Raw genomic sequence first — 23,255 nt, 5'->3', positions numbered from 1 at the left:
CCAATCACTCTTTTACCATAGCATCAACAAGCTGTTTCGCCAGTACTTGATTGGAAAGGACGCCACCGAATGTCCATGTATCACCAGGTAGTCGGTGTGTATTTCCATTCTTAACAAAGCTTAAATTCTTCCAGGCCGGATTATCTTTGTACGCCGTCTCAAAAATATTGTCATCATCCTGGGCAATATACAGGAATTGTAAGTCTGCTTGATCCTGGTAATTTTGCAGCGCTTCAAGGGTCACTTCAGTATAGCCGTAAACTTCCGGCTCCTCTGTCGAATAGGCATTGTCAAAGCCAAATTTTTTCATAAGTTTGCCGACCATAGAATTATCCGTGAACAAGCGGATCGTCGGGGTATTCTGTGCTGTAAATGCCTGAGTGGCAAGGTACGGTGAGCCTTCCAATCCAGCATCGGCCACACGCTGCTTCTGTTCATCGATCAAGGCATTCAAATCAGCTATCGCCTGTTTACCTTTGTCTTTTTTATCAACTATTTTAGCCAGTTTCTTCATTTCGTCAATCATGTTTCCGTAGTGATCCTGTATCGCTTGATCACCATAAGGAGCAAACATGACGACCGGTGCAATCTTTTCCAGTTGATCCAAATACTGTTCATGGCGGAATTTAACGGCGATAATCAGATCCGGATCCTGGCGCTTGATTGCTTCCAGGTTTGGTTCCGACCGTGTCCCCACATCTTCCACACTGTCCGCAAATTCTTTGTCAATGTTTAACCATTTATTGAAGCCGTCCAAATCAGCCACCCCGGCCGGCTGCACGCCAAGAGCAAGCAGATTTTCTGCATATGACCATTCGAGTGCAACGATATTTTCTGGTGTGCCTTTAACGGTCTGTTCCCCTCTGGCATCTTCAATCGTTACCGTCCGTTGTTCTTGTTCACCGGAATCTTCCGTATTGCTGTTCGTCTTTTCCTCATCGTTGTTATTGCCACCGCATGCAGCGAGGAAAGCGATGAGCAATAGGAAACTAATTATCGCTAACTTTTTCATCATTCCAGCCTCCGAACCTATGTAATTGATAGAGATTATCATTTTCACTCAACATACTACGGTACTTGTATCACCCTGTCAAGAAGAGAATGACGCATTGTTTGTCATCTTAACGAATTTGTTTTCATATTGGCGTTTTTTCTTGTCATTGCCGGTGCGGTCGAAAAAGGCAATCACATCACCTAGTGCATTTTCCAACAATTCACGGTCCTTTATCTTCTCTAACCTGTCCACCGCTTTTTCATAAATGTTCCCCGCCTGACGAATATCATTTTCTTCCATATGTTCCAGGCAGTAGGCATATTGCATATAAATCATACCCAATTTCCGATGGGACGTCTGTGGCAATTTCTCATAAATAGCAACTGCTTTACTATAGTACGGGACAGCTTGTGCAAACGCAGATTTATGAAAGTGGTAAAAAGCCATCTCTGTCAACGCTTCGGCATGGGTCAGCGTTTGTTCTTGGTCCGATCCTTCCAAAAGTTTCAGTGATTCCTCTAAATATGGGTACGCTTTTTCATTTTCATCCTTGCTACCGTATGTCTTGGCAATGGTGACTAGACTGTTTATTTTCAGCCCGGTATCATTATCCCCAGCCATATCAATGACCTTGCCGAGATAAGCGAGTGATTCTTCCGGGTCATTTTTCATGGAATACATCATGCCAATTTTGAAATGCAAGTATAGGATCATATGCTGATCTTTCTTGTCATCCGATTGAAAGTAGGAAAGCCCTTTTTTAAAATACTTAATGGCCCTGACGTATTTTTCCAGATTCTCCTCCGCTTCAGCCAGCACCAAATACCCTCGTGCCAGTGTGAGACGGTCCGTTTCTTCATCTTCTTCCATTTGTTTAACAGCGGTACTCAAAATCCGGCGCGCCAGTTTGAAATCACACATGTACGCAAGCTCACCAAGCAGCATATGATCAATGTCTGATTCGTAAAACAGCTCCGATATAATAGAAGTCGCGCTTTTTACCTCACCTATTTCCGAGTGGCATATCGCCTCAACCATACGCAGCTTATCGGCAAGTTCTTTATCCAAATCCGGCTCTTTTCGCAGCTCTGCGGATTTATTCAATACATTCGGATAGTGACCGCGTTTAAATTCTTCGAGCACTTCCTCAAGCCGGCTTCTGTACGTTGTCGGCATATCATGTTTGAAATGGTCATCAAGATTAAGTATATCCATACGAAACACCTTCCTTCCCATTTAAAGTCTAACCAAATTATTCAACAAAATAAAGCTGGAAGGTAGGAAAATGATCATTTCTTATGATAGCCACTGTTTTAGGACATAAATTGTCTTAATAAAGCACCCTTATGGTACATGAATCATTATGATTTGGAAGATAAAATCTGAATCGTCATATTTCCACGTTTTGCTGAAGCACGAATGAGAACCGGCCTATTATGTTTGTTTTTAAAGACAAAGTCAGGTCCATGCCAACTGACCGTTGCATCCCGCCCAGGAGGGACATAAGGTACACTTCGGCTGTGTGAATACCTCTCCACAATTTCAATGCCGTTTATGTCTACAGCATTATACAAGGTGGAGGAAACTTGGCAAATGCCACCGCCAATCCCCTCGGTCAGCTCTCCTCTGACAATTACGGGGGCACGTTTATACCCTTTTTCTTTGGTACGCTTGCCCACTACTCCGTTAAATGAAAAAGACTCACCAGGGAATACGACATGGCTGTCAATCGCTTCTGCCGCTATTTCAATGTTGCGTGTACGTTCTTTGTTATTTGGACGGAAACTCGTCTGATAACTTCCGATCACCTCTTCCCGAATTTCTGACAGCAGTTCACTGTCCACACGCGGATAAACAACACGTTCGGGAGGGCTTAGTTCAGTCGGGTGTCCATTGTAAAAATAATCATAAAACTGTTTGCGAAATTGCACCCGGTCTAGTGCAACTCCAGGCTGTTCCTGGATAATATCGCCATCATCGGCTAACTTAGCATCCACCGGCTCCTGATATATCTTTTCGTTTAACACTTCCATCTGGATATCCAATTTTGTGTGATCAATAAGCAACTGATCGACTAAGGTTAGCTCGAAGTCTTCTTTCACAAATTTGTCAACCGTCTCTCCATCATCGACAACCGATAACGGAACTGAAGCCAATAAAAAAGACAAGAGAACGGTCAGCATATAACCACCTCCTGTCTGTTAGTATCCGGCATAGCCGTGAAAATATGAATACCGGACTGATTTGGCGCCAAACTTTTAAAACACATAAAATACAAAGACGAACAATGATACCACAATTGTAACACCGTAAATTGCTAACTGCAGCGGCACATTTGATTTCAGGGATGATGTTTCATACTCATGCGAGCGCCGCAGTTGATCTTCTACCGTATCCCCTTCTTCTTCATATTTTTTCATTTTTTTCTCTTCTTGTTTAAATGCATAAAACGTTCCGGCCAATGCTGCTATAAAAAGAACGGTCAATAAGATGATAAGTCCCATCGTCATGGAAATCCCTCCCCCATACTTCCATTTTACACTATAATCATGATGGAAACAGTGATAAACATCACAATGGATAAAAATTGATTATCGCTCATGCTAGTTACATAAGACAACGTTATACTTTCTAAGGTTATGAAACAGCCATCCTGCCTTATAGACAGGATGGCTGTTTTTTAACGGAAATCCCGTGTATCCTCCATGGTGCGTGTCGCTGCGGTGTACCCAACAATAGCCGCAATCGCCAGCAGGAACATATACAATATACCGTTTTTCATAAACATGACCCTCCTCAATTTTTAAAGCATGCGTAATTTGCCTTTTTTCAGGATAAGTTTTGGTCCGCCAAGCAAGAATAGATAACGGTTGTCAACCACTTTTTTCATCGATACAGCCGGTTTGCCGTACAGCTTATTGTCATTGAATACCGTTCCCATGGCGTCTGTTTCGCCAAGTGAGGCCACCGTACCCTTATCATCAAATACAAATTTCTTCATTGGTTCATGATGCAACAGGGCTTTTAGGTTATCAGAACAAGTTTCAGCATGCTGCATAGCCGCCTGTGCAGTCGGCGGGAATGGCTTGCCTTCCGCTTCGTTCATCACCCATGCACAGTCACCAAGGATGAAAATGTTCTCTTCGCCTGGTGCTCGCATGTCACCATCTACGGTTACTTTACCTTTTGTAATTTCAAATCCGGATTTGGAGAGGATGGAACTTCCGGTTACGCCACCGGTCCATACAATGGTGCCGGCTTTAATCTCCTCATTGTCATCACCGATTACAAAGCTGTTCTTCTTACATTCATTAATTTTGGCACCTTCCCGGAATTCAACACCCCGGTCTTCAAGCGAACGCTTGGCATAGGCGACAAGCTCGTCGTCAAATCCAGGCATGATGCGTGGTGCTGCCTCTACATTAATAATGCGTACTTTGCTGCGGTCGATATCATATTTTTTGCAAAGCTCTGGGACTTTTTCCGCAAGCTCACCGACAAATTCGATACCGGTGAAGCCGCCACCGCCAACAAGAATAGCTAAATCGTCCTCGTTTGGCTTCTCGGCTGTACTGTATTTGGCAAATTGATATTCGATATGCTCGCGAATCATACGGCTTGATTCGATATCCGTAATGGAGAACGCATTCTTCTCCATTCCCTTGATGCCAAACGTGTTTGTTTCAAACCCTAGCGAAATCACCAGGTAATCATATGTAATTTCACTGTTTTTCAAAACAACGCGGTTTTCTTCTTTTTTCACTTCAACAACTTCATCATAAATCAGGTTAACGCGGTTAGGATTGATAACATCACTAATCATCATACGTGCCTGATTCTGATTAACAGTACCCGCTGCTACTTGATGTAGCCACGTTGTCTGATAATGGTAGTTATGCTTATTAACAAGCACTAACTCAGCTTCTTCCGGGCGCAGCTTCTGCGTTAGTCGCTTCGTTGTCATCATTCCGGCATACCCGGCGCCGAGAACAACTATCTTTGGTTTACTCATAGATATCCACCTCTCTTAATTATAATAGCGCTGCATGATCCAACGATTAGGATTCATCTATTGATATCATGTTTATCATATCAAAGATTTCAATTTTAGGCTACAATTCCCCGTTTTTTTCACCGTTTATTTTGCCATGTCCCTCATAACCATTTAAACTGGTTATGAGGTGGATTATGGAAATATTAACAATAAGACAATATGACCAAGCTGTTATTGAACTAGGACAGAACGATCCCATAATGAACAAACTAATCAATGTGATTGGCGATTTAGAAGTAACTATGCGTCCGGACTTTTTCCGTTCACTCGTACGCTCTATGATCGGTCAGCAAATCTCCGTCCAAGCTGCAGATGCCATTTTCGGTCGATTGGACGTACTGCTGGACAAACGCATCACAGCGGAATCAGTCAATGGTGCCACTGATGAGCAATTACGAGCGATTGGCCTGTCAAGAAGAAAGGTGACGTATTTGCGTGACTTGGCTGCGAAAGTGGACAGCGACGATGTTTCCCTTGACCAATTACACGATCTTGACAATGAGACGGTCATCAAACAATTGACAAGCATTAAAGGAATCGGAAAATGGACAGCAGAGATGTTTCTTATTTTCTCACTTGCTAGAATGAATGTACTCGCTGTTGATGACATCGGTATCCAGCGCGGGGCAAAATGGCTGTACGGTGTTGACCAATCAGAGCGGCGAAATCTTTTAATTGAAAAAAAGCCAATATGGAGCCCTCATCTAACGATCGCCTCTTTTTATTTATGGGAAATTGTGCATCTCGACTTTGAACGGAGATTTGCGTCGATTGATGATATTTAATGATTAAGTAAGATCGCCAAAAACACCTTCCTTCCTTCATAGCAGTCAGCGTTTTGTACCGGTTTCTTTAAGAGATACATCTACATTAACAGAGACCGGGAGCTCCGGGTAGGCTTTTTCAAATTGTTTTGGATCATAACTCCGGTTGCGGGCTTTCACGTGTCCTTCAATGTTCAGCGGGTCAATGCCTTTCTTCTGAAACCGTTTAATAAGCGTTTCAGCCTTTTTCTCGAAGTCCTTTTGCATATCTTTTTCAAGCTTGCGTAATCGACTGGTCACTTGTTTATTACCAGTATATTCTCTAATCACGCCGCGAAGCTGAATGTTAATCGTTACCTTCGTTCTTCCATTCTTCTTCGCCGGGATGATATTTCTTACGGACTCAATATTTTGGATAGATACTCTATACGCTTCTTTTTTAAAACCGTACTGTCCATCCTCTACGTTTTCATATAGCATTCGGAAAACGGCTGCTTTCTTTATTGGTATGCTGTCGGTAAATTGATCATCGTCAAAGAAGGCCAGTTTCTGTAAAGCCGCATCATCTTTCTTCATGCCTAACATTGGCAGAAACGCATCCATCGTTTTGGATTGCAAAGCAGAATCAAACTGTTTTAAATTGATGGTTGGCAAGTTCCCGTGCTGAATATTATGTTCCAATAAATCCTTTAAATAAATTCCGATTCCCTTTTTACTTTTTATCTGCTGCAAAAAATTCGATGTTTTCCCGTCAACTACTACTGGAAATAAATTGGCATCTACCGACGGATCCCGCAACAGATAATCAACATAATCATCAAGCCCCTGAGCCGCCAATTCTTTGCTATATAAAGCAACTTCAATTTTTCCGTTTAGCAGCTGCTCGGATGATTGTGTGTTAAGTTTGACAAGTGTGCCGTATACCGTTGAACTGGTATCTGTATACTGTAAATCCTCCAATTCCCCTTCCTTTGTAAAAACCGGCGTGACTATGGTACTTCTAATGGAATCTTTTTCAGCCTGGTCATAACCAACAGCTGTAATGAAATGAATCTCGTCAATCACTTTTTTTGGAAGGTCGAAATTTGCAACCAGACTAATAAGAATGAAGATAATAAAGATTGTGTGCTTAACTGCCATCCTTCTGCACCTTCCTGCGAATAAAGTTGATGAAAAATAATACCGGTATATATGCGAACAAAAACCATAAACCGATTGTTCCGGCTATATCATTTAGGAAGTTGATACCTTGACGTCCACCGGAAACAAGACATGTAATAAACAAAATAAACAGTAAAATGCCGGTCATCTTTGCCTGAGCAAGGCCGAATACTCTGTTTAACGACCTGGCAGATGCCCATACGAACAGTGCAACGTTTGGCAGGATTGAAAAAAACAATGTCGCAATACCGAAATACTCAAAGCGATCCATGAATGGCAGCTCAATAATTTTCCAGAGGTTTAATGTTCCCCAAATGAGATTTTCCATTTCGCTCTGATTATAGTAAAGATAAGATATAACACAAATCAACAGGTATAAAGCGGTTGTAGAAAGATTCCCGAAATGAGCGAACTTCTGGGAATGCCTGGCTTCACGAATAAACGGGTAAAAAACCATCAATGCCGCCAACCCCATAAACTCCAGTATCGCTATTGACGATGATTGCATAATTTCCATAAACGAATGATCCATAACCGGTAGTATATTCGTTAGCCGTGCATATCTAAGTGGAAATAGAAATGACAAAATGAGAAAAAGTGGATAAACGACTCCCAGGAAACATACACCGACAACCGCTCGAAATTTATCCGCGGTGGTATAATAAATGAGCGGAATAATTAGCAAAAGCAGTGCCCATACCTTCACATGTGGAAACATCCATACTTGGATAATCTCGATATACGTACGCAGCACAACTAATGCCATTAACAATAAGTAAGCAGAAAATAGAATCGTAAAAAAAGCACCGATCCATTTACCATACGTAAACTCGTGAATGGCAGCAATATCGCCTTCAGCATTATTGGAGAGCATTCCGTACATGAACCATATAATGACACTGATAGCTCCTCCAGCAACAATTAGCGACATCCACGCGTCCTGCTCGGCATATTTATTGATGGCGCTTTGAAAACCTAAAACGCCAACGCCTACCTGTGACGCTGTAATGAGAAAGAATACCATTGAACCTGACACTTTATCTTTTAATGAGATCATTTACTATCCCTCTACGCATTTTTGTCTTTTCCGGAAGGTCGAACAACTTTATTCGGGCGTACTGCATATGGACGCTTATCCTGTTTATCAAATGGCAAGCGGATCAGTGCATCTTTGAAATCCTTGAACCGGAAAGGAAAGATTGGTTCCATAAACGGTCTTCCCAGTGATGTTAATAGCAGCAAATGGACCATGACATAGGCAATACTTACGGCCAAGCCAAGCAAACCATAGACATGAGCAACCAGCAGTAACGGAAACCGAATTAAACGAATCGTATTACTCATCTTATATACCGGTGTTGTAAAGGAACCAAGTGCAGCAACACCGACAACAATCAGCAATACGTTACTGGTTAGTCCCGCTTCAACCGAGGCAGTACCAATCACGATACCACCGACGATACCGATTGTCTGACCAACCTTTGTCGGAAGTCTGGCCCCAGCTTCACGCAACAGCTCAATCGCCAGTTCTAGTAAAATTGCCTCCAAAATAGGCGGAAACGGTACCTGGGTTCTGGAACTAACTAAGGTTCCAAGCAATGTATTCGGTATCATTTCAAAATGATGAGTTATTATCGCAACATACAGCGGCGATATCAATATGGAGAAGAATACAGCTAATAAACGAATCAAACGAAACGCCGATGCCACCATCCAATTTAAAAAATAGTCTTCAAATGCAGAGAAAAATTCAATCAATGTTGTCGGTCCCAGCAGTACATGTGGCGATCCATCGACGACAATCACAACTTTCCCCTCCGCTAAAACCGCCGCAATCCGGTCTGGCCGTTCTGTATCCAACAGTTGTGGAAATGGGGAATTTTTATTATCAGCAATTACCTGCTGAATATACGAGCTATCAATCACTTGGTCGATATCAACGTCTTGGATCCGCTGAATCGCCGTATTAACATTTTCCTCATCGGCAATCCCTTCGATGGACATCACTGCAACCTCTGTTTTCGTGATTGTGCCAACTTTGAGCTTGTTGACCTTTAATTCCGGAATGTCCAAGCGTTTCCGGATTAAATTCAGATTTGTATCGATATCCTCCACAAATGCTTCTTTCGGTCCAACGACGCTGAACTCTACTTCCGGTACGCCTACATCCCGTTTTTCATCAAGCGGAATAGGAATAAGCAAATACGACGGACTACTCTTCTCCATATAAATAAATAGATGACCACTAACCAATTTTTCCTGTATGCTGTCTGCGTTATCGGTTAATTCGGTTTTCGTAATTGGTATGTAACTTTTCAACTCGTTCAAATCATGGTACAAATACTCCTGCAAACGGGGCAGAATATACTTTTCCAGCTTTTGCGGATCAACGGATGTTTTTAAATAGCCGAGATGTACAACACTACCGTTATGGTCAAGCTGGTAATTGATAAAACCATCTTTCTGCTTTAATGTCGATAATAATTTTTCGAAATCCCGTTCTATTTTTTTCTGTGACATTTTTTTATTCATAAAAACATCCTTTTCGAAACAATACCATCCTCATCATAGGTAGTATGAGAAAGTAACGTAGCAGTTATTCATAGGCAGAGATATAGCTATTAACCTCACTAAATCATAGCAGGAAATTTTTTTGCCAAATAAATACATATATATCGATCAATAGGGTCATGCTATATAAAGCGAGCAAAACAGCTCAAAAATTTAAATGTTGGAGGTTATTTGTAATGGCACAACAAAATCAACAGCAACAACAACTGCAACAGGCAGTACAACAAGCACAGCAGGCACAGCAAGCTGTTCAGCAAGCTCAAGCTAGTGCTGATCCGCAGCAGCTGCAGCAAGCGCAGCAGCAAGTTCAGCAAGCACAGCAGCAGTTGCAAAATGCACAGACACAAGCTGGTGCCGCTGCACAGCAAGACCCTCAGGTTCAGCAGGCTCAACAGCAGCTGCAGCAAGCTCAACAACAGGCACAGCAAGCACAGCAAAATAATAATATGCAGTAAACAACTGTACTACTTGTATGTGTCTCTATTAGAAAAACTCGGCATTCGCCTTAAACGGATGCCGAGTTTTTTATAATCAAGTTATCCGAAAATTTAGAGGCTGAGAATGAATTTCATAGATTGGTGGGGAGCTTCGAAAACTGCTAAAAGGGAATCGAGCGCCCGTATCGAGGCGAAAACGGAGCTTGTTTACGGCCGAAAAGGTTTCGAGCAGCCTTCTCGAGACCAATACAGCTCTTGATTACGGCCGAAAAGGTTTCGAGAGGCTTTCTCGAGACCAAAACGGAGCTTGATTACGGCTGAAAAGGTCTCGAGTGCCCTTCTCGAGACCAAAACGGCTCTTGTTTACGGCTGAAAAGGTCTTGAGTGCCCTTCTCGAGACCAAAACGACTCTCGATTACGGCCGAAAGGGTCTTGAGTGCCCTTCTCGAGACCAAAACGGCTCTTGTTTACGGTTGAAAAGGTCTCGAGTGCCCTTCTCGAGACCAAAACGGAGCTTGTTTACGGCTGAAAAGGTCTCGACAGCCCTTCTCGAGACCAAAACAGCTCTTGATTACGGCCGAAAAGGTTTCGAGTGCCCTTCTCGAGACCAAAACGACACTTGACTCCAGGCGAAAGGGTCTTGAGCCCCCCTCCTGAGAGGGCGTTAGCAAAAAGTAAGCTTTCATGAGTAAGCCTCGACCTGACTGGTACCCGGAGTAGTGAAAGCGCCCGCCTGAAGTGGTCACCTAATCGTTCGTATTTTAAAGGCAGCTATTGAATGATGAAAGTCACGCGTTGTACATAACTAAAACGGCCAACTCTGGCGATTTCACTTCTACCTTATTGACTTGCAATCATTTCTACTATCTTATCCTCTATAGCAGGTCCTTCCTCTTCATCTAATAAATTATTGAGCATGATGGAAAAAATAAGTTTGTCTCCACTACTCGTTTTGACATATCCCGAAAGTGTACTAACACCGTAAATGGTTCCGGTTTTCGCCTGGACAGTTTGATCTTTCATCCGGTATCTCAGTGTACCGCCCGCCATCCGGTCAGACTTCCCGGTTTCAGGCAGTGCATGCACATATGCTTCAAACCAATCCTGATGTTGAGCGTTATACAATAACGTTGAAATCTCGTCCGGCGGGAGTAGATTGACATGGGAAATGCCTGATCCATCCCTAATTAAACAAGTTTCTGTATTCATTCCGAGCTTGTCCATTTCCTCCTCAACTACTTCCAATCCTTTTTCCCAGCTGCCTTCACCATGAACCACCCTGCCCATTTCTTTTACTAGCATTTCCGCATGCGTGTTGTTGCTTAACTTCATAAATGGCACGAGCAGTTCAGAAAGTGGCATTGATTCATGCTCGTATAACGTTTTCGCCTGTGCTGGGGCAGCGCCGGTTGTCATCTCTCCGGTCCAGGTGATTCCCTGCTTTTTCAGTGATTGTCGGAATAAATCCAGCGCATACCCAGTCGGTTCCCATACAGCCATCCATTCCTTGACATTGGCTGCATCCTTGGGAATTGTCCCTTCTACCGTGAGTGTATTTTCACCGTGTATCCGCTCCAGCGTCAAATCTGCCTCGCCCTTGCCGGCAACCGTCTTCGCAGTATTTTCCACTTGTACGTATTCCGTCTCCGGGGTAACAGTGACGGCTGGCTTTTCCCCGACATCGCGCGGGCGCACCTCCACAATAACCGTTCCAGCATCATAATCCCGATCAGGCGATGCAGTCAGTGCAGAAATTTGCGCACCATAATACCAATGCTCGTCACTCCATATCAAATCAGGTGATAAACGAACGTCATCATACCTAGTGTCATCCCCGACAATATCCCCTTCAATGACATCAATTCCGTTTGCCTTTACTTTTTTGGCAAATGTGTCAAAATCCTCGGACAACAGTGTCGGGTCCCCTTTTCCTTGCAAATAAAGATTCCCATTCAGTTGATTATCTTTAACCGTACCACTTGCTAATACGCTTGTTGAGAACGTATAGTCGTCGCCAAGTACGGAAAGCGCTGCGGCCGCGGTCAACAGTTTCATATTCGAAGCAGGCCGCAGTCGAACATCTCCCATATGATCGTAAATTTTTTTACCTGTCGTTGCATCCCGTACGCTAATACCTGCGATTGCCCCCTTGAGTTGCGAATCTTCTTTGATAAACTGATCCAATTTCTCTTTCATGGTTTGTTGCTCCCCTCTCTCCTGTTTTGATTTCGATATAGCGGCTGATCCTATGATAACGATGGCTAGACATACAAGAAGTATTCCAAATCGATATGTTACTTTCATTTCTATCACCTCATTCAGGCTGTCTGTGTTAATAATTTCGGCATGGACCAGCAAAATCCTTTGCACGAATAATAAGCGTTGGTTTTGGCTTTCCCTTGTTATAAGCCTATCCAAATCATATACATCTGTGAACAAAAAAAGTCACCCATATGGATGACTTTTTTAATAGCGTCTCATTTACATCATTTTTTTAATCGTTGACGGATCAATTTTACCTTTTTTCTTTGTTAGTGTATCAACAATCATATCTTCTGTACGCTTGGAAACGGGTTTGTTTGCTACTTTCGCTACTTGTTTGACGAGTCTGCGTATATCTTTCTCATTGGTTAAATCCATGCTATTTACGGATTGGGCAAGTTTTTTAATATCATTACTGTTGACACCTGTCTTCTGTTCCGCTTTTTTTAGCATATCGTCCATTCCATCCACCTCCTCATGAACGCTTATTGTCTTTAAATCAATCTGCATGCCGCTAATTACCTCATCTAAACCTTCTGTATCAGGAAGATTTATCAGCCTATTAAAGCGGCAGCAGTAGGATTAGTTGGCTAATATTCTCCGTCTGCATGGAGAAGGCTTACTCATGCAAAGGGATTCAAGATTCATGGCGGCTTGTTAATAACCGTAGCCGCCGCCCATTGCATAGCTGCTGCCGACAATGATCAGCAGAATGAACAGAACAACAAGCAATACAAATCCATTGTTTCCATAGCCGCCTGCGTAACTCATATACACTGTCACCCCTTTCTTCGTTATCCTATGTATGTAAAATCAAAAGGGACAAGGCGCATGTCACGGTCGCGCAAAATGTGCGCATGAAAAAAACCGGCTATTCTAAAGCAGAATGCCGGTTTTATTTACTAGTTATTCTTTTGTGCTTCTACAATCCGGTGTGGATGGGTATAAACGTTCATCTTGGAACCTCTGGCAAACCCAATCACGGTAAGTCGCAAATCATTAGCCAAACGGAGCGCCAAGTCTGTCGGTGCGGATTTGGAAAGAATAATACCAGCACCAATTTTAGCGATTTTCAGCACTACTTCAGACGACAATCGGCCACTGAAGACGATAAGCTTATTCTTGACAGGGATCCGATTACGCAACATATGACCGTAAATTTTATCAAGCGCATTATGCCGTCCGATATCCGTCCGAACGGTAAACACACCATCCGGTTCGGCGAGCGCAGCATTATGAACACCGCCAGTTCGCATGAATTGCTCCGATTGACATTGCAATTCTTCCATCAATACATAACATTGCTCAACGGAAATGCTAATGCTGCTGTACACTGTTTTGGCAGTTTTAGCATCATTTTTTAAATAAAATTGTCGGCTTTTCCCGCAACATGACCCTATAAAACGTTTGGAGTGATCTTGGTGCATCGTTTCCAGCTCATTTCTGACGGTAATATAGGCAAACCCTTTATATTCATCAACGGATATGCTAATCACCTCATCATAGGAGCGGATCATACCTTCTGCGGCGAGAAATCCAATCAATAAATCGTCTAAATCTGTCGGGGAACATACCATCGTTGCAAACTCATCCCCGTTCAACATAACCGTAAGCGGCCATTCACTGGCAATCTCATCATCCATGACAGCGGATTCTGTTCCATGAAATTGGACCACTTCCCAGGCATAGTCTTTGGTATTACCCATGTCATCACCTTCTGACTTTATTCGGTTACACGGTGCCTGGCACATACTGCTGCTCTGCTCTACACGAATACGTTGCGCAGAGATTCCCTTCTGTTAATTCACTTTATTCTGTCATTTAACTTTATCATGAATCCGCTGCCATTTCAATAATCGCTATTCAAGACAAATCATACGCATATCCACTTCTTCCGGCAGCAATGGCGGCTGCCGGAAGTAATACACTAGAACAATGCTTCTGTGTTCCTTTACTTCTTCATGAATTTCGTAAACAAAGGACTTACTTGACTATAAAGCTTTCCAACCTGCTGTGCTGTATTAGTGATCTTGTCAATATCAATGTTTCCTTCTGATCACGGAATTGATTGATCAATTGTTGTTTCATGGGAGCCGGCTGCTGCTCTACTGGTGGTCTTGGTCGACCCATAAATGGATGCGGAGGCGGCATTGGACGTCTTGGCTTTTGTGGAAACATAGTAAGAATCACCTCCCTCATTCCTATTTATTACATCTTATTCAAATGGAAAAATGAATGAAAAGGTATTTGTCTATATGGAACGAAAAGCTTTGTAACATTCTCATACATCACCGCATAGGTTATTGGATGAACTATTGGAATGAGGAGCACAAACAATGACTGTCATTCGAACCGATAAGTGGCTTTTAGATTACTGTGAAAATCCAGTCAAACTTTGTCAAAAACTAAAAGCCCAATTTCATGACGATGTCCGCCCTTCCGAGATTCATCAGCACCTGTCAGCACACGGTATGTACCGCCATCCACCCAAGCTTGGCGATGAATGGATTGACCAACTTCGTGATTTGGGTATTTGGCGGCTTGTACGGAAAGAAGAACAAGAACTGAAAAAATTATGGAATGGACCGGATGTTCCTATTTTCATTTTTCCATCCGATCCATATAACCGTAAGCTTTGGCAGGATCAGAACGGAAAATCCGGACTGGCATTTCCAGACAAACTCTTTCTGTTTATATCAGAGGAAAACGCTGAAAATGAAATACGAGCATTGTTCACCCATGAATACAACCACATTTGTCGGCTGAATAGCTACAAAAAAAACATAAACGATTACCAGCTGCTTGATACGGTTGTACTGGAGGGAGTAGCAGAAAATGCCGTCCGAGAAAGGCTCGGCAACGCATATACTGCTGACTGGACAGCGTACTACACTGATGTAGATCTTGAGAAACTATGGAGGCAATTCGTATATCCAAATAAGAGCTCCCCTATATCCAGCCGCATTCATCAAGAAATACTGTATGGCCACGGTTTTTGTCCAAAAATGACCGGGTATTGTGTTGGCTATTATATCGTTCGGAAATACATGGATGCCACAAACGCAACGACGGCCGATTTATTAACCATTGAACCGGAAACAATGATTGAAGGAATTGATAAGCCATAACCCTTAATGGAGGAATCATTGGGCATATAGGAAAGCCAGCTGTTTTCCCGCGACCTGCGAAAAGCGTTTGGACGTTATGGTTATGCTTCCAAGCGTTAAATCATAAGGATTCATAGGCAACTTGGCCTGAGAAGCCAAGTTGCTTTTTATGGTTTCATTGAATGAAATGGTGAACTTTAGCATTTAACAATTTGTACCTTTTCCCACTCGTTACCAGAAGAAAAATGGCAAGAGTGCCAGTGCAGTAATAGCTCCTAATGCAATTCCGTAAGCACCATAGCCATATCCGTACCCACCGTAGCCATAGCCGCCAAAGCCCGGACCAAAGAATCCGTAACCGAAGCCGCCTAACCCGGCAGAACGACCCATCGGCTGTAAAAATACCTGATTCCTGTCGACATTACGGATAGTTCCTTTATGAACGCATCCATCACGCGTTCTTATACGGACTGGTTTTCCTTTGTGCCTGCAGCATACATCGTAAAAATGACTGGCTGACATTCTTTCACCTCCATCTTCATATGCAGCATACACCATCCTATGTTTGGAACACTTATGAAGCAATGGATAACTGTATTAGGGAAGCCGCGGATTCTCGATAGCACCATAGCATATAGATTGTAAGGGGTTGATGCCTGAGCCTAATTTTCGCCCATATGGGAATGAACCCATACCAAACGGCATTTATATACATACATTGTTAACAAACGATTATGGAGGTGTTTATGAATGAGTGAATATGGCGGCGCAGGATACGGTGGAGGTTTCTCCTTAATCGTAGTCCTATTTATTCTGTTGATTATTGTTGGCGTTGCTTACGTCGGATATTAAAGCAAGAAAAAAACAAAACAGTAACAAACGAAGCATTGATGGAGGTGTATTCGAATGAGCGAATATGCAGGTGGAGCATGCTACGGTGGAGGTTTCTCACTGATCGTAGTCCTTTTCATTCTGTTGATTATTGTCGGCGTTGCTTACGTCGGATATTAAATAAAAGTAACACACTATTTTTAAGGAGGAATTCAAATGGGTTTTGGATCTAAATGCGGCGGATATGGATACGGCGGACCAGTTGCAGGTGCCGGTTATGGTGGCCACGGCTGTGGATACGGCGGACCTGTCGCCGGTGCCGGATATGGCCAGGGTGGCTATGGCGGCTATGGTTGCCACGGTGCAGGCGGCGGATTCGCACTGATCGTCGTGCTGTTCATTTTGCTTATCATTGTTGGTGCAGCTTGGTTTTAATCAGTCACCTACCAACAGCATTTCTAGGAAGAAAAGACTGCCGGGTAGCCGGCAGTCTTTTTATCCAATCTTATTGTGTCAGATTTCACGCATCTGGGTTTCTCCGTGAATCTGACGGACAATTTCCTTTTCCTTTTTCGGTGGATGAAGGAACAAGGCAAGTACTAGGGCCATAGCTGACAGCACCGTGCTGCCCATGAAGGCCCACTCAAAGCCTGTTACCTGTGCCTGCTGCTCAATCAGTTCGGGTGCAGCAGCTTCTTGGGGTGTAAAACTTTTCGCCCCCATTGCGACGAGTGTGACAAGAATAGCCGTTCCAATCGATGCTGAAATCTGCTGCAACGTATTCGCCATCGCTGAACCGTGTGCATACCATTTCGGCGGGAGCTGATTTAATGCCGATGTCATAACCGGCATCAGCGTAAAGGACAGGCCGAACATACGAATCGCGTATATAACTGTAAGATAGGTGAACGATGTATCAAGCGACAGCCTGGTAAACATAAATGTGGTGGCCGATACAATGCTAAGTCCGATTAGCGCTAACCACTTCGCACCAAATTTATCAAACAGACGACCCGTAAGCGGCGACATAATTCCAATCACAACAGCACCGGGTAAGAGCATAAGCCCGGATTTTAATGGTGAAAAGTCGAGAACGTTCTGCATAAATAGCGGCAGCAACGTTTCCGCCCCAATCAGTGAAACAAGGACTGTCATCGTTATAATGATTGCTAGGGTAAACATACGGAACTGAAACACGCGGAATTCAAGCATCGGTGTATGAAGAACAAGTTGACGCCAAATAAACAATCCTATGACAGCCGTACCAATAATAATCGACGTGAGAACAATCGTACTTCCCCAATCTTTTTCAGAAGCGATACTGAAGCCGTACAGAAACAGACCGAAACCGACAGATGACAGAATAATCGATAGGACATCTATCTTAGGCTTACGCAAATCAGTCACATTCCGTAAGAATAGGAACGCAATCGTAATCGTCACAATTACAATTGGCAATACCGTCAAAAACAGTGCCCGCCAGTTGTAATGTTCCAGAAGCCAGCCGGATAGTGTCGGGCCGATTGCTGGACCAAAAGCGATGACGATCCCAATCATTCCCATTGCCGTTCCGCGCCGTTCAACGGGGATGACCGCCAATAAAACGGTCATCAGCAATGGAAGCATGATACCGGAACCAGCCGCCTGTACTACCCGTCCTAACAAAAGAACAGGATAAACGGGTGCAATAGCCGCTATAGCGGTTCCCCCACCAAATAGCCCAATTGCCGTTAAAAACAATCCCCGTGTAGTAAACCGGTCAATTAAAAACGCAGATACTGGAATCATTACACCGTTCGTCATTAAAAATGCGGTCGTCATCCACTGCACTTTAGCCTGCGATATGGAAAATGCATCCTGAATCGACGGAAGTGCCGTCGCCAGCAATGTTTCATTAATAATTCCCATAAAAGCGCCTATCAATAAAGCAGCGATCATTAATCCTTTTTGTTTGGGCGGTAAATCCCAAGAAGTTTCCGTTTCACTCATGTTCAATCTCCTTTCCACATTTCCCATGCCGTTAATGTCTTTCTGAGCCGGTTTTTAAGATTAGGCCGGCGGTAAAGCTGCTGAAGTAATGCATCTATGAGAAATTCCCTCGGATACCCCTGTTCAAGCTCATCTATCAGCATCTCCAGCGCCTGTATATCCTTTGTCTCAGCAATCGTTTTTTCCGTTTTATTATTTAATTCCAAGCATAAAGTATCCAATTCATGTTTCATATCGGCTAACATTGTCTCCTGATGGTGTTTACTATTCGAATAAACAGGCATAACAGGCAACAACTGTTCACGATTAGCAACAATCACATAGAGACAATCTACGACGAATGCTCCCAATTTTTCCGGTGACAAGTCCGCGCCGCGCCAAATGATGGCCATCATATAACTATGGATAATTCCTTCCATCATAATGGTCAAGTCTTTAGTATATTTTTTGGCATCAGATCCGAACGCTTCCAGAATTGCGTTGACGTGCCACTTATGATGATCATGATAAATTCGGTTTAAAAGTTCAGGAATCGCTCCCTTTTCATGTGGCGGAAATTCCGTCATCAACGCATATAAAAACGATTGATATTCCATAGATTTTTCCAGTTCTATGGTGATTTTTTTCTTCAGTTTCAAAAGCGGTGCATGTGTGAGCGCTTCTGCATAACGGTCTGCTTCCGTAAATATCTCATCATAATAGCGCTGCAGTAGCTCCAGAATCATCGCCTCTTTGGAATCAAAATGCTTATAAAACGCACCTTTTGATATACCGCACGAACGAGTGATATCCTCTATTGAGGTCGCGTGAAAACCATGCTGCTGAAACAATCGTACCGCTGCATTCAACAAATCCTTGTGCCGTTGTGCCATGAAAAGCCTCTCCTTTTAGCCCTCATGTAACTAACAGTAAGCCCCCACTTCAAACTCATGAGATGAGACCAGGGGGACCTCATTTTATGACCGGTAGTTTACATATAGTAAATAAAAAGTCACCAAAACATAATAGCATTGAATCACGAATGATGCAACTAGTAGATTTATAAAATGAATCCGCCTGTCATTTAGATCTGTCAAGTTGTTCAACTGCGCCAGCCCAACTCGTATTAGAAAAACGCCACACAAAAATGCTTGGGCGCTACACAGTGTTAGCCCAAGCATTCGTATGTTTCATTTCGTATGGAGTTATTGCTGAACTTTCTCCAAAAAATCTTTCAGTACATGTACCGTCTGCACACAGTCGTTCAACTCAGACCATTCATCCGGGTTATGGCTGATGCCGTCTTTACTCCGGGTAAACAGCATCGCGACAGGCCATTTGTCACCAATAATCATCGCATCATGACCTGCACCACTTGGAAGCCGGTATGGTTCTATATTTTTCTCGCGGAAGGATGCCGCAAGCAGCTCCTGTTTTTCCTCATCAATCGGTACCGGGGCGACACGCATTTTCTCCACGTGTTCCACTTTGATTTGATGACTCGCTGCGGTCTGTTCAGCCAGATCCAGAACCTTGTCAACCAGTGCATCACGCGTTTCTGCGTAAATATCCCGAATATCCACGTAAAGCGTGACACTGCCAGGGATGACATTGACACCATTGGGGTGAACATCCAATTTACCAATGGTTGCAACCGCAGAATCACTGACCGTTTTCGGAAGTTTCGGCACTTCTGCTGCAAATGCACCTGCTGCAGCAAGCGCATCTTTGCGGTCCGTCATCGGTGTATTTCCGGCGTGTCCCGCTTCCCCGGTAAACGTAAATTCCATCCAGCACGGTCCGGCAATACCGGTGACAATACCGCACGGCAGATTTTGTTGTTCAAGGCGTTTTCCTTGTTCGATATGCACTTCAACAAGCATTTCTATTTCGTCCGCGTCACGCTCGGCTGCCGTATAGCCGTCAACGGTAAGACCGACATCCGCCAGCACCTCTGTGAATGTCATGCCGTCCTGATCGATAAGTTTTAATTTTTCTTGTACATCTCCCTTGCCGGCAACTGCCTCACTGCCTAGCAATCCGCCATTAAACCTGGCACCTTCTTCATCGGTAAACACAGCAACTTCATACGGTTTTTCCGGCTGGTAGCCAGTTTGTTTCCATGCTTGGGCTACCTCCAGGGCGGCAAGGACACCTAATACGCCATCAAAATGCCCGCCATTTGGCACACTATCCACATGCGAGCCACTCACAACAGCCGGGAGGTCATCCTGTTTACCAGCCATTCGGCCGAAGATGTTACCTGCACCGTCTTCGCTCACGTCCAGTCCAGCTTCACGCATCCACGTAGCTATTAATTCTTTTGCTGCCTTCTCTTCTTTGGAAAAGCCCGGACGATTCGAGCCATTATCCTCCGTCAGCCCGATTTCGGATAGCGCATCAAACCGCTCCGCCAACCGTTCACCAGAAATACCATCTGTGTTATGAACAGTGTCCAATCCCGCTATTAGTTGGTCATATAACATTCCCACGCTACTTCTCTCCCTTGAAATCGATTGTCATCTATTAAAGATGATAACATAGTTACAAATGATTAGTATAGTTTAGGCTAGTGTGTCTTTTTCGACTTTTCCATCCTTCATAACCACTTGGATCGTATCATTATTTGCAAGCGAATGAATATCTTCAAGCGGGTTGCCTTGGACAACAACGACATCAGCTAACTTGCCTGCCTCAAGTGTGCCGACATGCTCGTCCCAGCCAAGACATGCAGCAGCCGTTTTGGTTGACGCTACAATCGTTTCCATTGGGGACATGCCGATATCCGCCATTAAACCAAGTTCGCGCAAATTGGTACCATGCTTCATCACCCCGGCGTCGGTTCCCATGGCAATTTTGACACCGGCTTTATATGCTTTAGCGATACTTTCTTTATGTTGTTCGATGACTTCTTTGGACTTTTCAACAGCGGTTTGCGGCATTCCTTTTTCATCGGCAGATTCCAATACTGCTACTGGTGCGAGCAATGTCGGGACGAGATAAGTTCCATTTTCAATCATCAGGGCAATCGCTTCATCATCGAGGAAAATACCATGCTCAATCGAATGGATGCCTGCCCGTACAGCATTTTTGATTCCTTCTGCTCCTTGTGCATGCGCCATCACTTTCACACCTTTGCGGAACTGTCCTTCTTCCACAATCACTTCCAGTTCACGCTGGGAAAATTGCGTGAATTCCGGATGGTCTGTAGGACTCAACACACCACCAGTTGCATGAACTTTAATGACCTCCGCACCGGCTCTGAGCATTTCACGTGTCTTCTTGCGGACTTCTTCCACACCGTCACAGCGTCCATCAGGCATGCCGCGATATCCGGACGGCAGAATATCCATCACATCGCCCGAAACCTGATAACCATCACCATGTCCGCCGGTTGTCGTCAATGCATTGATGCTCAGTTGCATACGCGGACCGGGCACTAGTCCATCATTAACGGCTTTTTTCACGCCACGATCCGTACCAAGGGCATCCCGGACCGTGGTAATGCCTGCGTTTAGTGTCGCCTGCATGTATTGCTGCGCTTGATAATACATGAATGAAAAAGGCGTTGTTAGTTTTTCCGAAATCGGTGTATACTCCATCATCATATGCACGTGCGAATCGATGAGCCCAGGCAATATAGTTCCGCCTTGTGCATCAATGACTGTTTCCTCACCTGTGGCTGTATACCCATTTGCCGGCCCCGCATAAACGATACGGTTGCCATCAGTGACGACAACTGCATCGGACTGCGGTTTACCGCCATTTCCATCAATCAGTGTTCCATTTTTAATTAATTGTTTTGTCATCGTTAAGTTCCTCCTTAAAGTGTGTTAATTAAAATTCCGGCTACAACGACAGATGCAATCGTTACCGTTGTAAAACCGCCAATCAGCATCGGTGCCAGCAATTCATTGAAAATAGTTTTCTCTTCCTGTTCATTTCTGGCAACACTTCTGCTAACCTCATCACAAAGAATATAATCACCTGGAAACCCGAACAATGCCGTCAATGCTACCGGCATACCTTTATACGGGTGCCATTTAACAAGTTTAGAAACGAGATAACCCCCAATCGTGATACCTGCCGTACCAAGAATGAGAACTAATATAATCGCCGGCAAATTAGCCAGCACTTGTTGTGGTGTAACGTCAGCCATTGTGCCAATAACAACAAATATAATGCCAATCATTGTTATCGTGAATGAATTTGAACGTTCCAGTGCTTTTGCTTCAAACAAGCCCAGTTTTAAACCGGTGATTCCGATACCCAGGCACCAGAGACTATAATGAATCGGTGTTAATTCCCCAAGTGCAACACCAACCGCTGCACCAACAAATACAAAAAACAGCTTTAATGTTGCGCTGGATTGGATTGCTGACTTTTTTCCTCTTTCGGTCGTTGCAGCAATCTCATCCACATCACCGACGGGAATAAACGATTCATCATCGATTTGTTGAATCATTTTTCTGGCATATCGTCGCATAAAATTTAGCGCCAGCGGCATTCCCATGACGCCTTGGAAGGCAACTATCAGTGCAGGTATAACAACAGTTGCAGCCAGTCCAATTTCTTTCAACCCTTCAGAAGTGACAATCAATGCAATCACCCCGCCACTGATAGGTCCTACTCCGGCAACAGCTGTCGGATAATCAAACACCAGTGGAACAATGGTTAAAACCAGCACACCAGAACTAACTACCCCACCTAAGGCAATCAACACCGCTTTATATTGACTCTTCAGAATCGACAAGGGAATCATCGTGCCCATATGAAGAATAGCTGGACCAATCAAAATGCTCCCAAGTGCTGCGAATGTCGACTTTTCCAGAATATCCTCAGGAAAAATGCCGGTCCATGACAAAACCAGAAATCCAATCATTGCAGTAAGTAGCATTGGAACTCTCGCCCTTGAGATAATGGAAATCCATTCCCCCAATGCGATTAGGGCAAAAACAAGTACAGTGGCAATTAGTGGATTGCTTATCATGATGTTCCCCTCCTCGAAAATATAATCAAATAGTATCACGATTTTTGTCGAATGTCCATATTATTTTTAGACTTTTTTGTTAAGTGGCATTATTTATAGTTAAGTGACTTTTTCCA

At 43.7% G+C, this 23,255-nt stretch carries 24 protein-coding genes; 6 read left to right on the top strand and 18 right to left on the bottom strand.

The features are described from left to right. Nucleotides 1-4 precede the first annotated feature (4 nt). From FFL34_RS15810 to FFL34_RS15790, 5 genes are all read right to left on the bottom strand, one after another. The gene (locus FFL34_RS15810; RefSeq protein WP_234031525.1) at nucleotides 5-1,015 is read right to left on the bottom strand and encodes an ABC transporter substrate-binding protein; all 1,011 of its coding nucleotides are present in this window, start codon (nucleotides 1,013-1,015) and stop codon (nucleotides 5-7) included. 75 nt (nucleotides 1,016-1,090) lie between these two features. Then, complete coding sequence (locus FFL34_RS15805) at nucleotides 1,091-2,209, bottom strand: tetratricopeptide repeat protein (RefSeq protein WP_138604286.1); 1,119 nt, start codon at nucleotides 2,207-2,209, stop codon at nucleotides 1,091-1,093. A 146-nt stretch (nucleotides 2,210-2,355) separates the two neighbouring features. Further along, nucleotides 2,356-3,177, bottom strand: coding sequence for a VanW family protein (locus tag FFL34_RS15800; RefSeq protein ID WP_138604285.1), 822 nt, complete (start codon nucleotides 3,175-3,177; stop codon nucleotides 2,356-2,358). Between the two features lie 75 nt (nucleotides 3,178-3,252). Beyond that, a complete protein-coding gene (locus FFL34_RS15795; protein ID WP_138604284.1) occupies nucleotides 3,253-3,504 on the bottom strand; it encodes a hypothetical protein in 252 nt (83 codons plus the stop codon). Nucleotides 3,505-3,797: 293 nt separating this feature from the next. Continuing rightward, complete coding sequence (locus FFL34_RS15790; protein WP_138604283.1) at nucleotides 3,798-5,006, bottom strand: NAD(P)/FAD-dependent oxidoreductase; 1,209 nt, start codon at nucleotides 5,004-5,006, stop codon at nucleotides 3,798-3,800. Between the two features lie 176 nt (nucleotides 5,007-5,182). On the opposite strand from FFL34_RS15790, the gene FFL34_RS15785 reads away from it, so the two are divergent. Next, on the top strand, nucleotides 5,183-5,833 hold the full coding sequence (locus tag FFL34_RS15785; protein WP_171046414.1) for a DNA-3-methyladenine glycosylase family protein: 651 nt from the start codon (nucleotides 5,183-5,185) through the stop codon (nucleotides 5,831-5,833). 45 nt (nucleotides 5,834-5,878) lie between these two features. On the opposite strand, the gene FFL34_RS15780 is transcribed toward FFL34_RS15785, so the two are convergent. Genes FFL34_RS15780 through FFL34_RS15770 form a run of 3 tightly spaced genes read right to left on the bottom strand, consistent with a single transcriptional unit; the run spans nucleotide 5,879 to nucleotide 9,505 of the window. Then, the gene (locus FFL34_RS15780; RefSeq protein WP_138604281.1) at nucleotides 5,879-6,952 is read right to left on the bottom strand and encodes a Ger(x)C family spore germination protein; all 1,074 of its coding nucleotides are present in this window, start codon (nucleotides 6,950-6,952) and stop codon (nucleotides 5,879-5,881) included. Next, nucleotides 6,942-8,030 carry a GerAB/ArcD/ProY family transporter gene (locus tag FFL34_RS15775; protein WP_138604280.1) on the bottom strand — a complete coding sequence of 363 codons (1,089 nt, stop codon included), beginning with the start codon at nucleotides 8,028-8,030 and terminating at the stop codon, nucleotides 6,942-6,944. Before FFL34_RS15775 ends, FFL34_RS15780 begins: the two co-directional genes overlap by 11 nt. Nucleotides 8,031-8,041: 11 nt before the next feature. Then, the gene (locus FFL34_RS15770) at nucleotides 8,042-9,505 is read right to left on the bottom strand and encodes a spore germination protein (protein ID WP_138604279.1); all 1,464 of its coding nucleotides are present in this window, start codon (nucleotides 9,503-9,505) and stop codon (nucleotides 8,042-8,044) included. Between the two features lie 215 nt (nucleotides 9,506-9,720). Between FFL34_RS15770 and FFL34_RS15765 the strand changes: the two genes are divergently transcribed. Then, entirely contained in the window at nucleotides 9,721-9,999 is a 279-nt protein-coding gene (locus tag FFL34_RS15765) for a hypothetical protein (RefSeq protein WP_138604278.1), read from the top strand. An 822-nt stretch (nucleotides 10,000-10,821) separates the two neighbouring features. On the opposite strand, the gene dacB is transcribed toward FFL34_RS15765, so the two are convergent. The 4 genes from dacB to fdhD form a co-directional block, all read right to left on the bottom strand. Next, nucleotides 10,822-12,285, bottom strand: a complete 1,464-nt coding sequence (dacB, locus tag FFL34_RS15760) for a D-alanyl-D-alanine carboxypeptidase/D-alanyl-D-alanine endopeptidase (protein ID WP_138604277.1) — start codon at nucleotides 12,283-12,285, stop codon at nucleotides 10,822-10,824. A gap of 177 nt (nucleotides 12,286-12,462) precedes the next feature. Then, entirely contained in the window at nucleotides 12,463-12,705 is a 243-nt protein-coding gene (locus FFL34_RS15755; RefSeq protein WP_138604276.1) for a stage VI sporulation protein F, read from the bottom strand. Between the two features lie 195 nt (nucleotides 12,706-12,900). Next, the gene (locus FFL34_RS15750; RefSeq protein ID WP_138604275.1) at nucleotides 12,901-13,014 is read right to left on the bottom strand and encodes a YjcZ family sporulation protein; all 114 of its coding nucleotides are present in this window, start codon (nucleotides 13,012-13,014) and stop codon (nucleotides 12,901-12,903) included. A gap of 131 nt (nucleotides 13,015-13,145) precedes the next feature. Further along, nucleotides 13,146-13,949 carry a formate dehydrogenase accessory sulfurtransferase FdhD gene (gene fdhD / locus FFL34_RS15745; protein ID WP_138604274.1) on the bottom strand — a complete coding sequence of 268 codons (804 nt, stop codon included), beginning with the start codon at nucleotides 13,947-13,949 and terminating at the stop codon, nucleotides 13,146-13,148. Between the two features lie 630 nt (nucleotides 13,950-14,579). Between fdhD and FFL34_RS15740 the strand changes: the two genes are divergently transcribed. Continuing rightward, nucleotides 14,580-15,371 carry a DUF2268 domain-containing putative Zn-dependent protease gene (locus tag FFL34_RS15740; protein ID WP_138604273.1) on the top strand — a complete coding sequence of 264 codons (792 nt, stop codon included), beginning with the start codon at nucleotides 14,580-14,582 and terminating at the stop codon, nucleotides 15,369-15,371. 210 nt (nucleotides 15,372-15,581) lie between these two features. Here the strand turns inward: FFL34_RS15740 and FFL34_RS18475 are convergent, their stop codons facing one another. Further along, entirely contained in the window at nucleotides 15,582-15,872 is a 291-nt protein-coding gene (locus FFL34_RS18475; RefSeq protein ID WP_176961138.1) for a hypothetical protein, read from the bottom strand. 228 nt (nucleotides 15,873-16,100) lie between these two features. Here FFL34_RS18475 and FFL34_RS15730 point away from each other — a divergent pair, with 228 nt between their 5' ends. The 3 genes from FFL34_RS15730 to FFL34_RS15720 are packed head-to-tail and all read left to right on the top strand — an operon-like array spanning nucleotide 16,101 to nucleotide 16,616. Further along, on the top strand, nucleotides 16,101-16,202 hold the full coding sequence (locus tag FFL34_RS15730; RefSeq protein WP_138604272.1) for a YjcZ family sporulation protein: 102 nt from the start codon (nucleotides 16,101-16,103) through the stop codon (nucleotides 16,200-16,202). A 54-nt stretch (nucleotides 16,203-16,256) separates the two neighbouring features. Then, nucleotides 16,257-16,361 (top strand): YjcZ family sporulation protein, encoded by a 105-nt coding sequence (locus FFL34_RS15725; protein ID WP_138604271.1) that lies wholly within the window; start codon nucleotides 16,257-16,259, stop codon nucleotides 16,359-16,361. A 36-nt stretch (nucleotides 16,362-16,397) separates the two neighbouring features. Next, a complete protein-coding gene (locus tag FFL34_RS15720) occupies nucleotides 16,398-16,616 on the top strand; it encodes a YjcZ family sporulation protein (protein WP_138604270.1) in 219 nt (72 codons plus the stop codon). 78 nt (nucleotides 16,617-16,694) lie between these two features. On the opposite strand, the gene FFL34_RS15715 is transcribed toward FFL34_RS15720, so the two are convergent. The 5 genes from FFL34_RS15715 to FFL34_RS15695 form a co-directional block, all read right to left on the bottom strand. Next, complete coding sequence (locus FFL34_RS15715) at nucleotides 16,695-18,170, bottom strand: MDR family MFS transporter (RefSeq protein ID WP_138604269.1); 1,476 nt, start codon at nucleotides 18,168-18,170, stop codon at nucleotides 16,695-16,697. 2 nt (nucleotides 18,171-18,172) lie between these two features. Then, nucleotides 18,173-19,042, bottom strand: a complete 870-nt coding sequence (locus tag FFL34_RS15710; protein ID WP_138604268.1) for a TetR/AcrR family transcriptional regulator — start codon at nucleotides 19,040-19,042, stop codon at nucleotides 18,173-18,175. Between the two features lie 312 nt (nucleotides 19,043-19,354). Beyond that, a complete protein-coding gene (locus tag FFL34_RS15705) occupies nucleotides 19,355-20,635 on the bottom strand; it encodes a M20 family metallo-hydrolase (protein WP_138604776.1) in 1,281 nt (426 codons plus the stop codon). 78 nt (nucleotides 20,636-20,713) lie between these two features. Further along, nucleotides 20,714-21,958: a metal-dependent hydrolase family protein gene (locus tag FFL34_RS15700; protein ID WP_138604267.1), complete on the bottom strand. Its 1,245-nt coding sequence runs from the start codon at nucleotides 21,956-21,958 to the stop codon at nucleotides 20,714-20,716. Between the two features lie 14 nt (nucleotides 21,959-21,972). Continuing rightward, the gene (locus tag FFL34_RS15695; RefSeq protein ID WP_138604266.1) at nucleotides 21,973-23,139 is read right to left on the bottom strand and encodes a hypothetical protein; all 1,167 of its coding nucleotides are present in this window, start codon (nucleotides 23,137-23,139) and stop codon (nucleotides 21,973-21,975) included. Nucleotides 23,140-23,255 lie beyond the last annotated feature (116 nt).

The sequence above is a fragment of the Lentibacillus cibarius genome, assembly GCF_005887555.1.
Classification (GTDB): domain Bacteria; phylum Bacillota; class Bacilli; order Bacillales; family Amphibacillaceae; genus Lentibacillus; species Lentibacillus cibarius.
This window is presented reverse-complemented; position numbering and strand designations above follow the sequence as displayed.

Coding starts and splice junctions, on each gene's coding strand:
- FFL34_RS15810 (WP_234031525.1), bottom strand. CDS start 1,015: ATGATGAAAAAGTTAGCGATAATTAGTTTCCTATTGCTCATCGCTTTC.
- FFL34_RS15805 (WP_138604286.1), bottom strand. CDS start 2,209: ATGGATATACTTAATCTTGATGACCATTTCAAACATGATATGCCGACA.
- FFL34_RS15800 (WP_138604285.1), bottom strand. CDS start 3,177: ATGCTGACCGTTCTCTTGTCTTTTTTATTGGCTTCAGTTCCGTTATCG.
- FFL34_RS15795 (WP_138604284.1), bottom strand. CDS start 3,504: ATGACGATGGGACTTATCATCTTATTGACCGTTCTTTTTATAGCAGCA.
- FFL34_RS15790 (WP_138604283.1), bottom strand. CDS start 5,006: ATGAGTAAACCAAAGATAGTTGTTCTCGGCGCCGGGTATGCCGGAATG.
- FFL34_RS15785 (WP_171046414.1), top strand. CDS start 5,183: ATGGAAATATTAACAATAAGACAATATGACCAAGCTGTTATTGAACTA.
- FFL34_RS15780 (WP_138604281.1), bottom strand. CDS start 6,952: ATGGCAGTTAAGCACACAATCTTTATTATCTTCATTCTTATTAGTCTG.
- FFL34_RS15775 (WP_138604280.1), bottom strand. CDS start 8,030: ATGATCTCATTAAAAGATAAAGTGTCAGGTTCAATGGTATTCTTTCTC.
- FFL34_RS15770 (WP_138604279.1), bottom strand. CDS start 9,505: ATGAATAAAAAAATGTCACAGAAAAAAATAGAACGGGATTTCGAAAAA.
- FFL34_RS15765 (WP_138604278.1), top strand. CDS start 9,721: ATGGCACAACAAAATCAACAGCAACAACAACTGCAACAGGCAGTACAA.
- dacB (WP_138604277.1), bottom strand. CDS start 12,285: ATGAAAGTAACATATCGATTTGGAATACTTCTTGTATGTCTAGCCATC.
- FFL34_RS15755 (WP_138604276.1), bottom strand. CDS start 12,705: ATGGACGATATGCTAAAAAAAGCGGAACAGAAGACAGGTGTCAACAGT.
- FFL34_RS15750 (WP_138604275.1), bottom strand. CDS start 13,014: ATGAGTTACGCAGGCGGCTATGGAAACAATGGATTTGTATTGCTTGTT.
- fdhD (WP_138604274.1), bottom strand. CDS start 13,949: ATGGGTAATACCAAAGACTATGCCTGGGAAGTGGTCCAATTTCATGGA.
- FFL34_RS15740 (WP_138604273.1), top strand. CDS start 14,580: ATGACTGTCATTCGAACCGATAAGTGGCTTTTAGATTACTGTGAAAAT.
- FFL34_RS18475 (WP_176961138.1), bottom strand. CDS start 15,872: ATGTCAGCCAGTCATTTTTACGATGTATGCTGCAGGCACAAAGGAAAA.
- FFL34_RS15730 (WP_138604272.1), top strand. CDS start 16,101: ATGAGTGAATATGGCGGCGCAGGATACGGTGGAGGTTTCTCCTTAATC.
- FFL34_RS15725 (WP_138604271.1), top strand. CDS start 16,257: ATGAGCGAATATGCAGGTGGAGCATGCTACGGTGGAGGTTTCTCACTG.
- FFL34_RS15720 (WP_138604270.1), top strand. CDS start 16,398: ATGGGTTTTGGATCTAAATGCGGCGGATATGGATACGGCGGACCAGTT.
- FFL34_RS15715 (WP_138604269.1), bottom strand. CDS start 18,170: ATGAGTGAAACGGAAACTTCTTGGGATTTACCGCCCAAACAAAAAGGA.
- FFL34_RS15710 (WP_138604268.1), bottom strand. CDS start 19,042: ATGGCACAACGGCACAAGGATTTGTTGAATGCAGCGGTACGATTGTTT.
- FFL34_RS15705 (WP_138604776.1), bottom strand. CDS start 20,635: ATGTTATATGACCAACTAATAGCGGGATTGGACACTGTTCATAACACA.
- FFL34_RS15700 (WP_138604267.1), bottom strand. CDS start 21,958: ATGACAAAACAATTAATTAAAAATGGAACACTGATTGATGGAAATGGC.
- FFL34_RS15695 (WP_138604266.1), bottom strand. CDS start 23,139: ATGATAAGCAATCCACTAATTGCCACTGTACTTGTTTTTGCCCTAATC.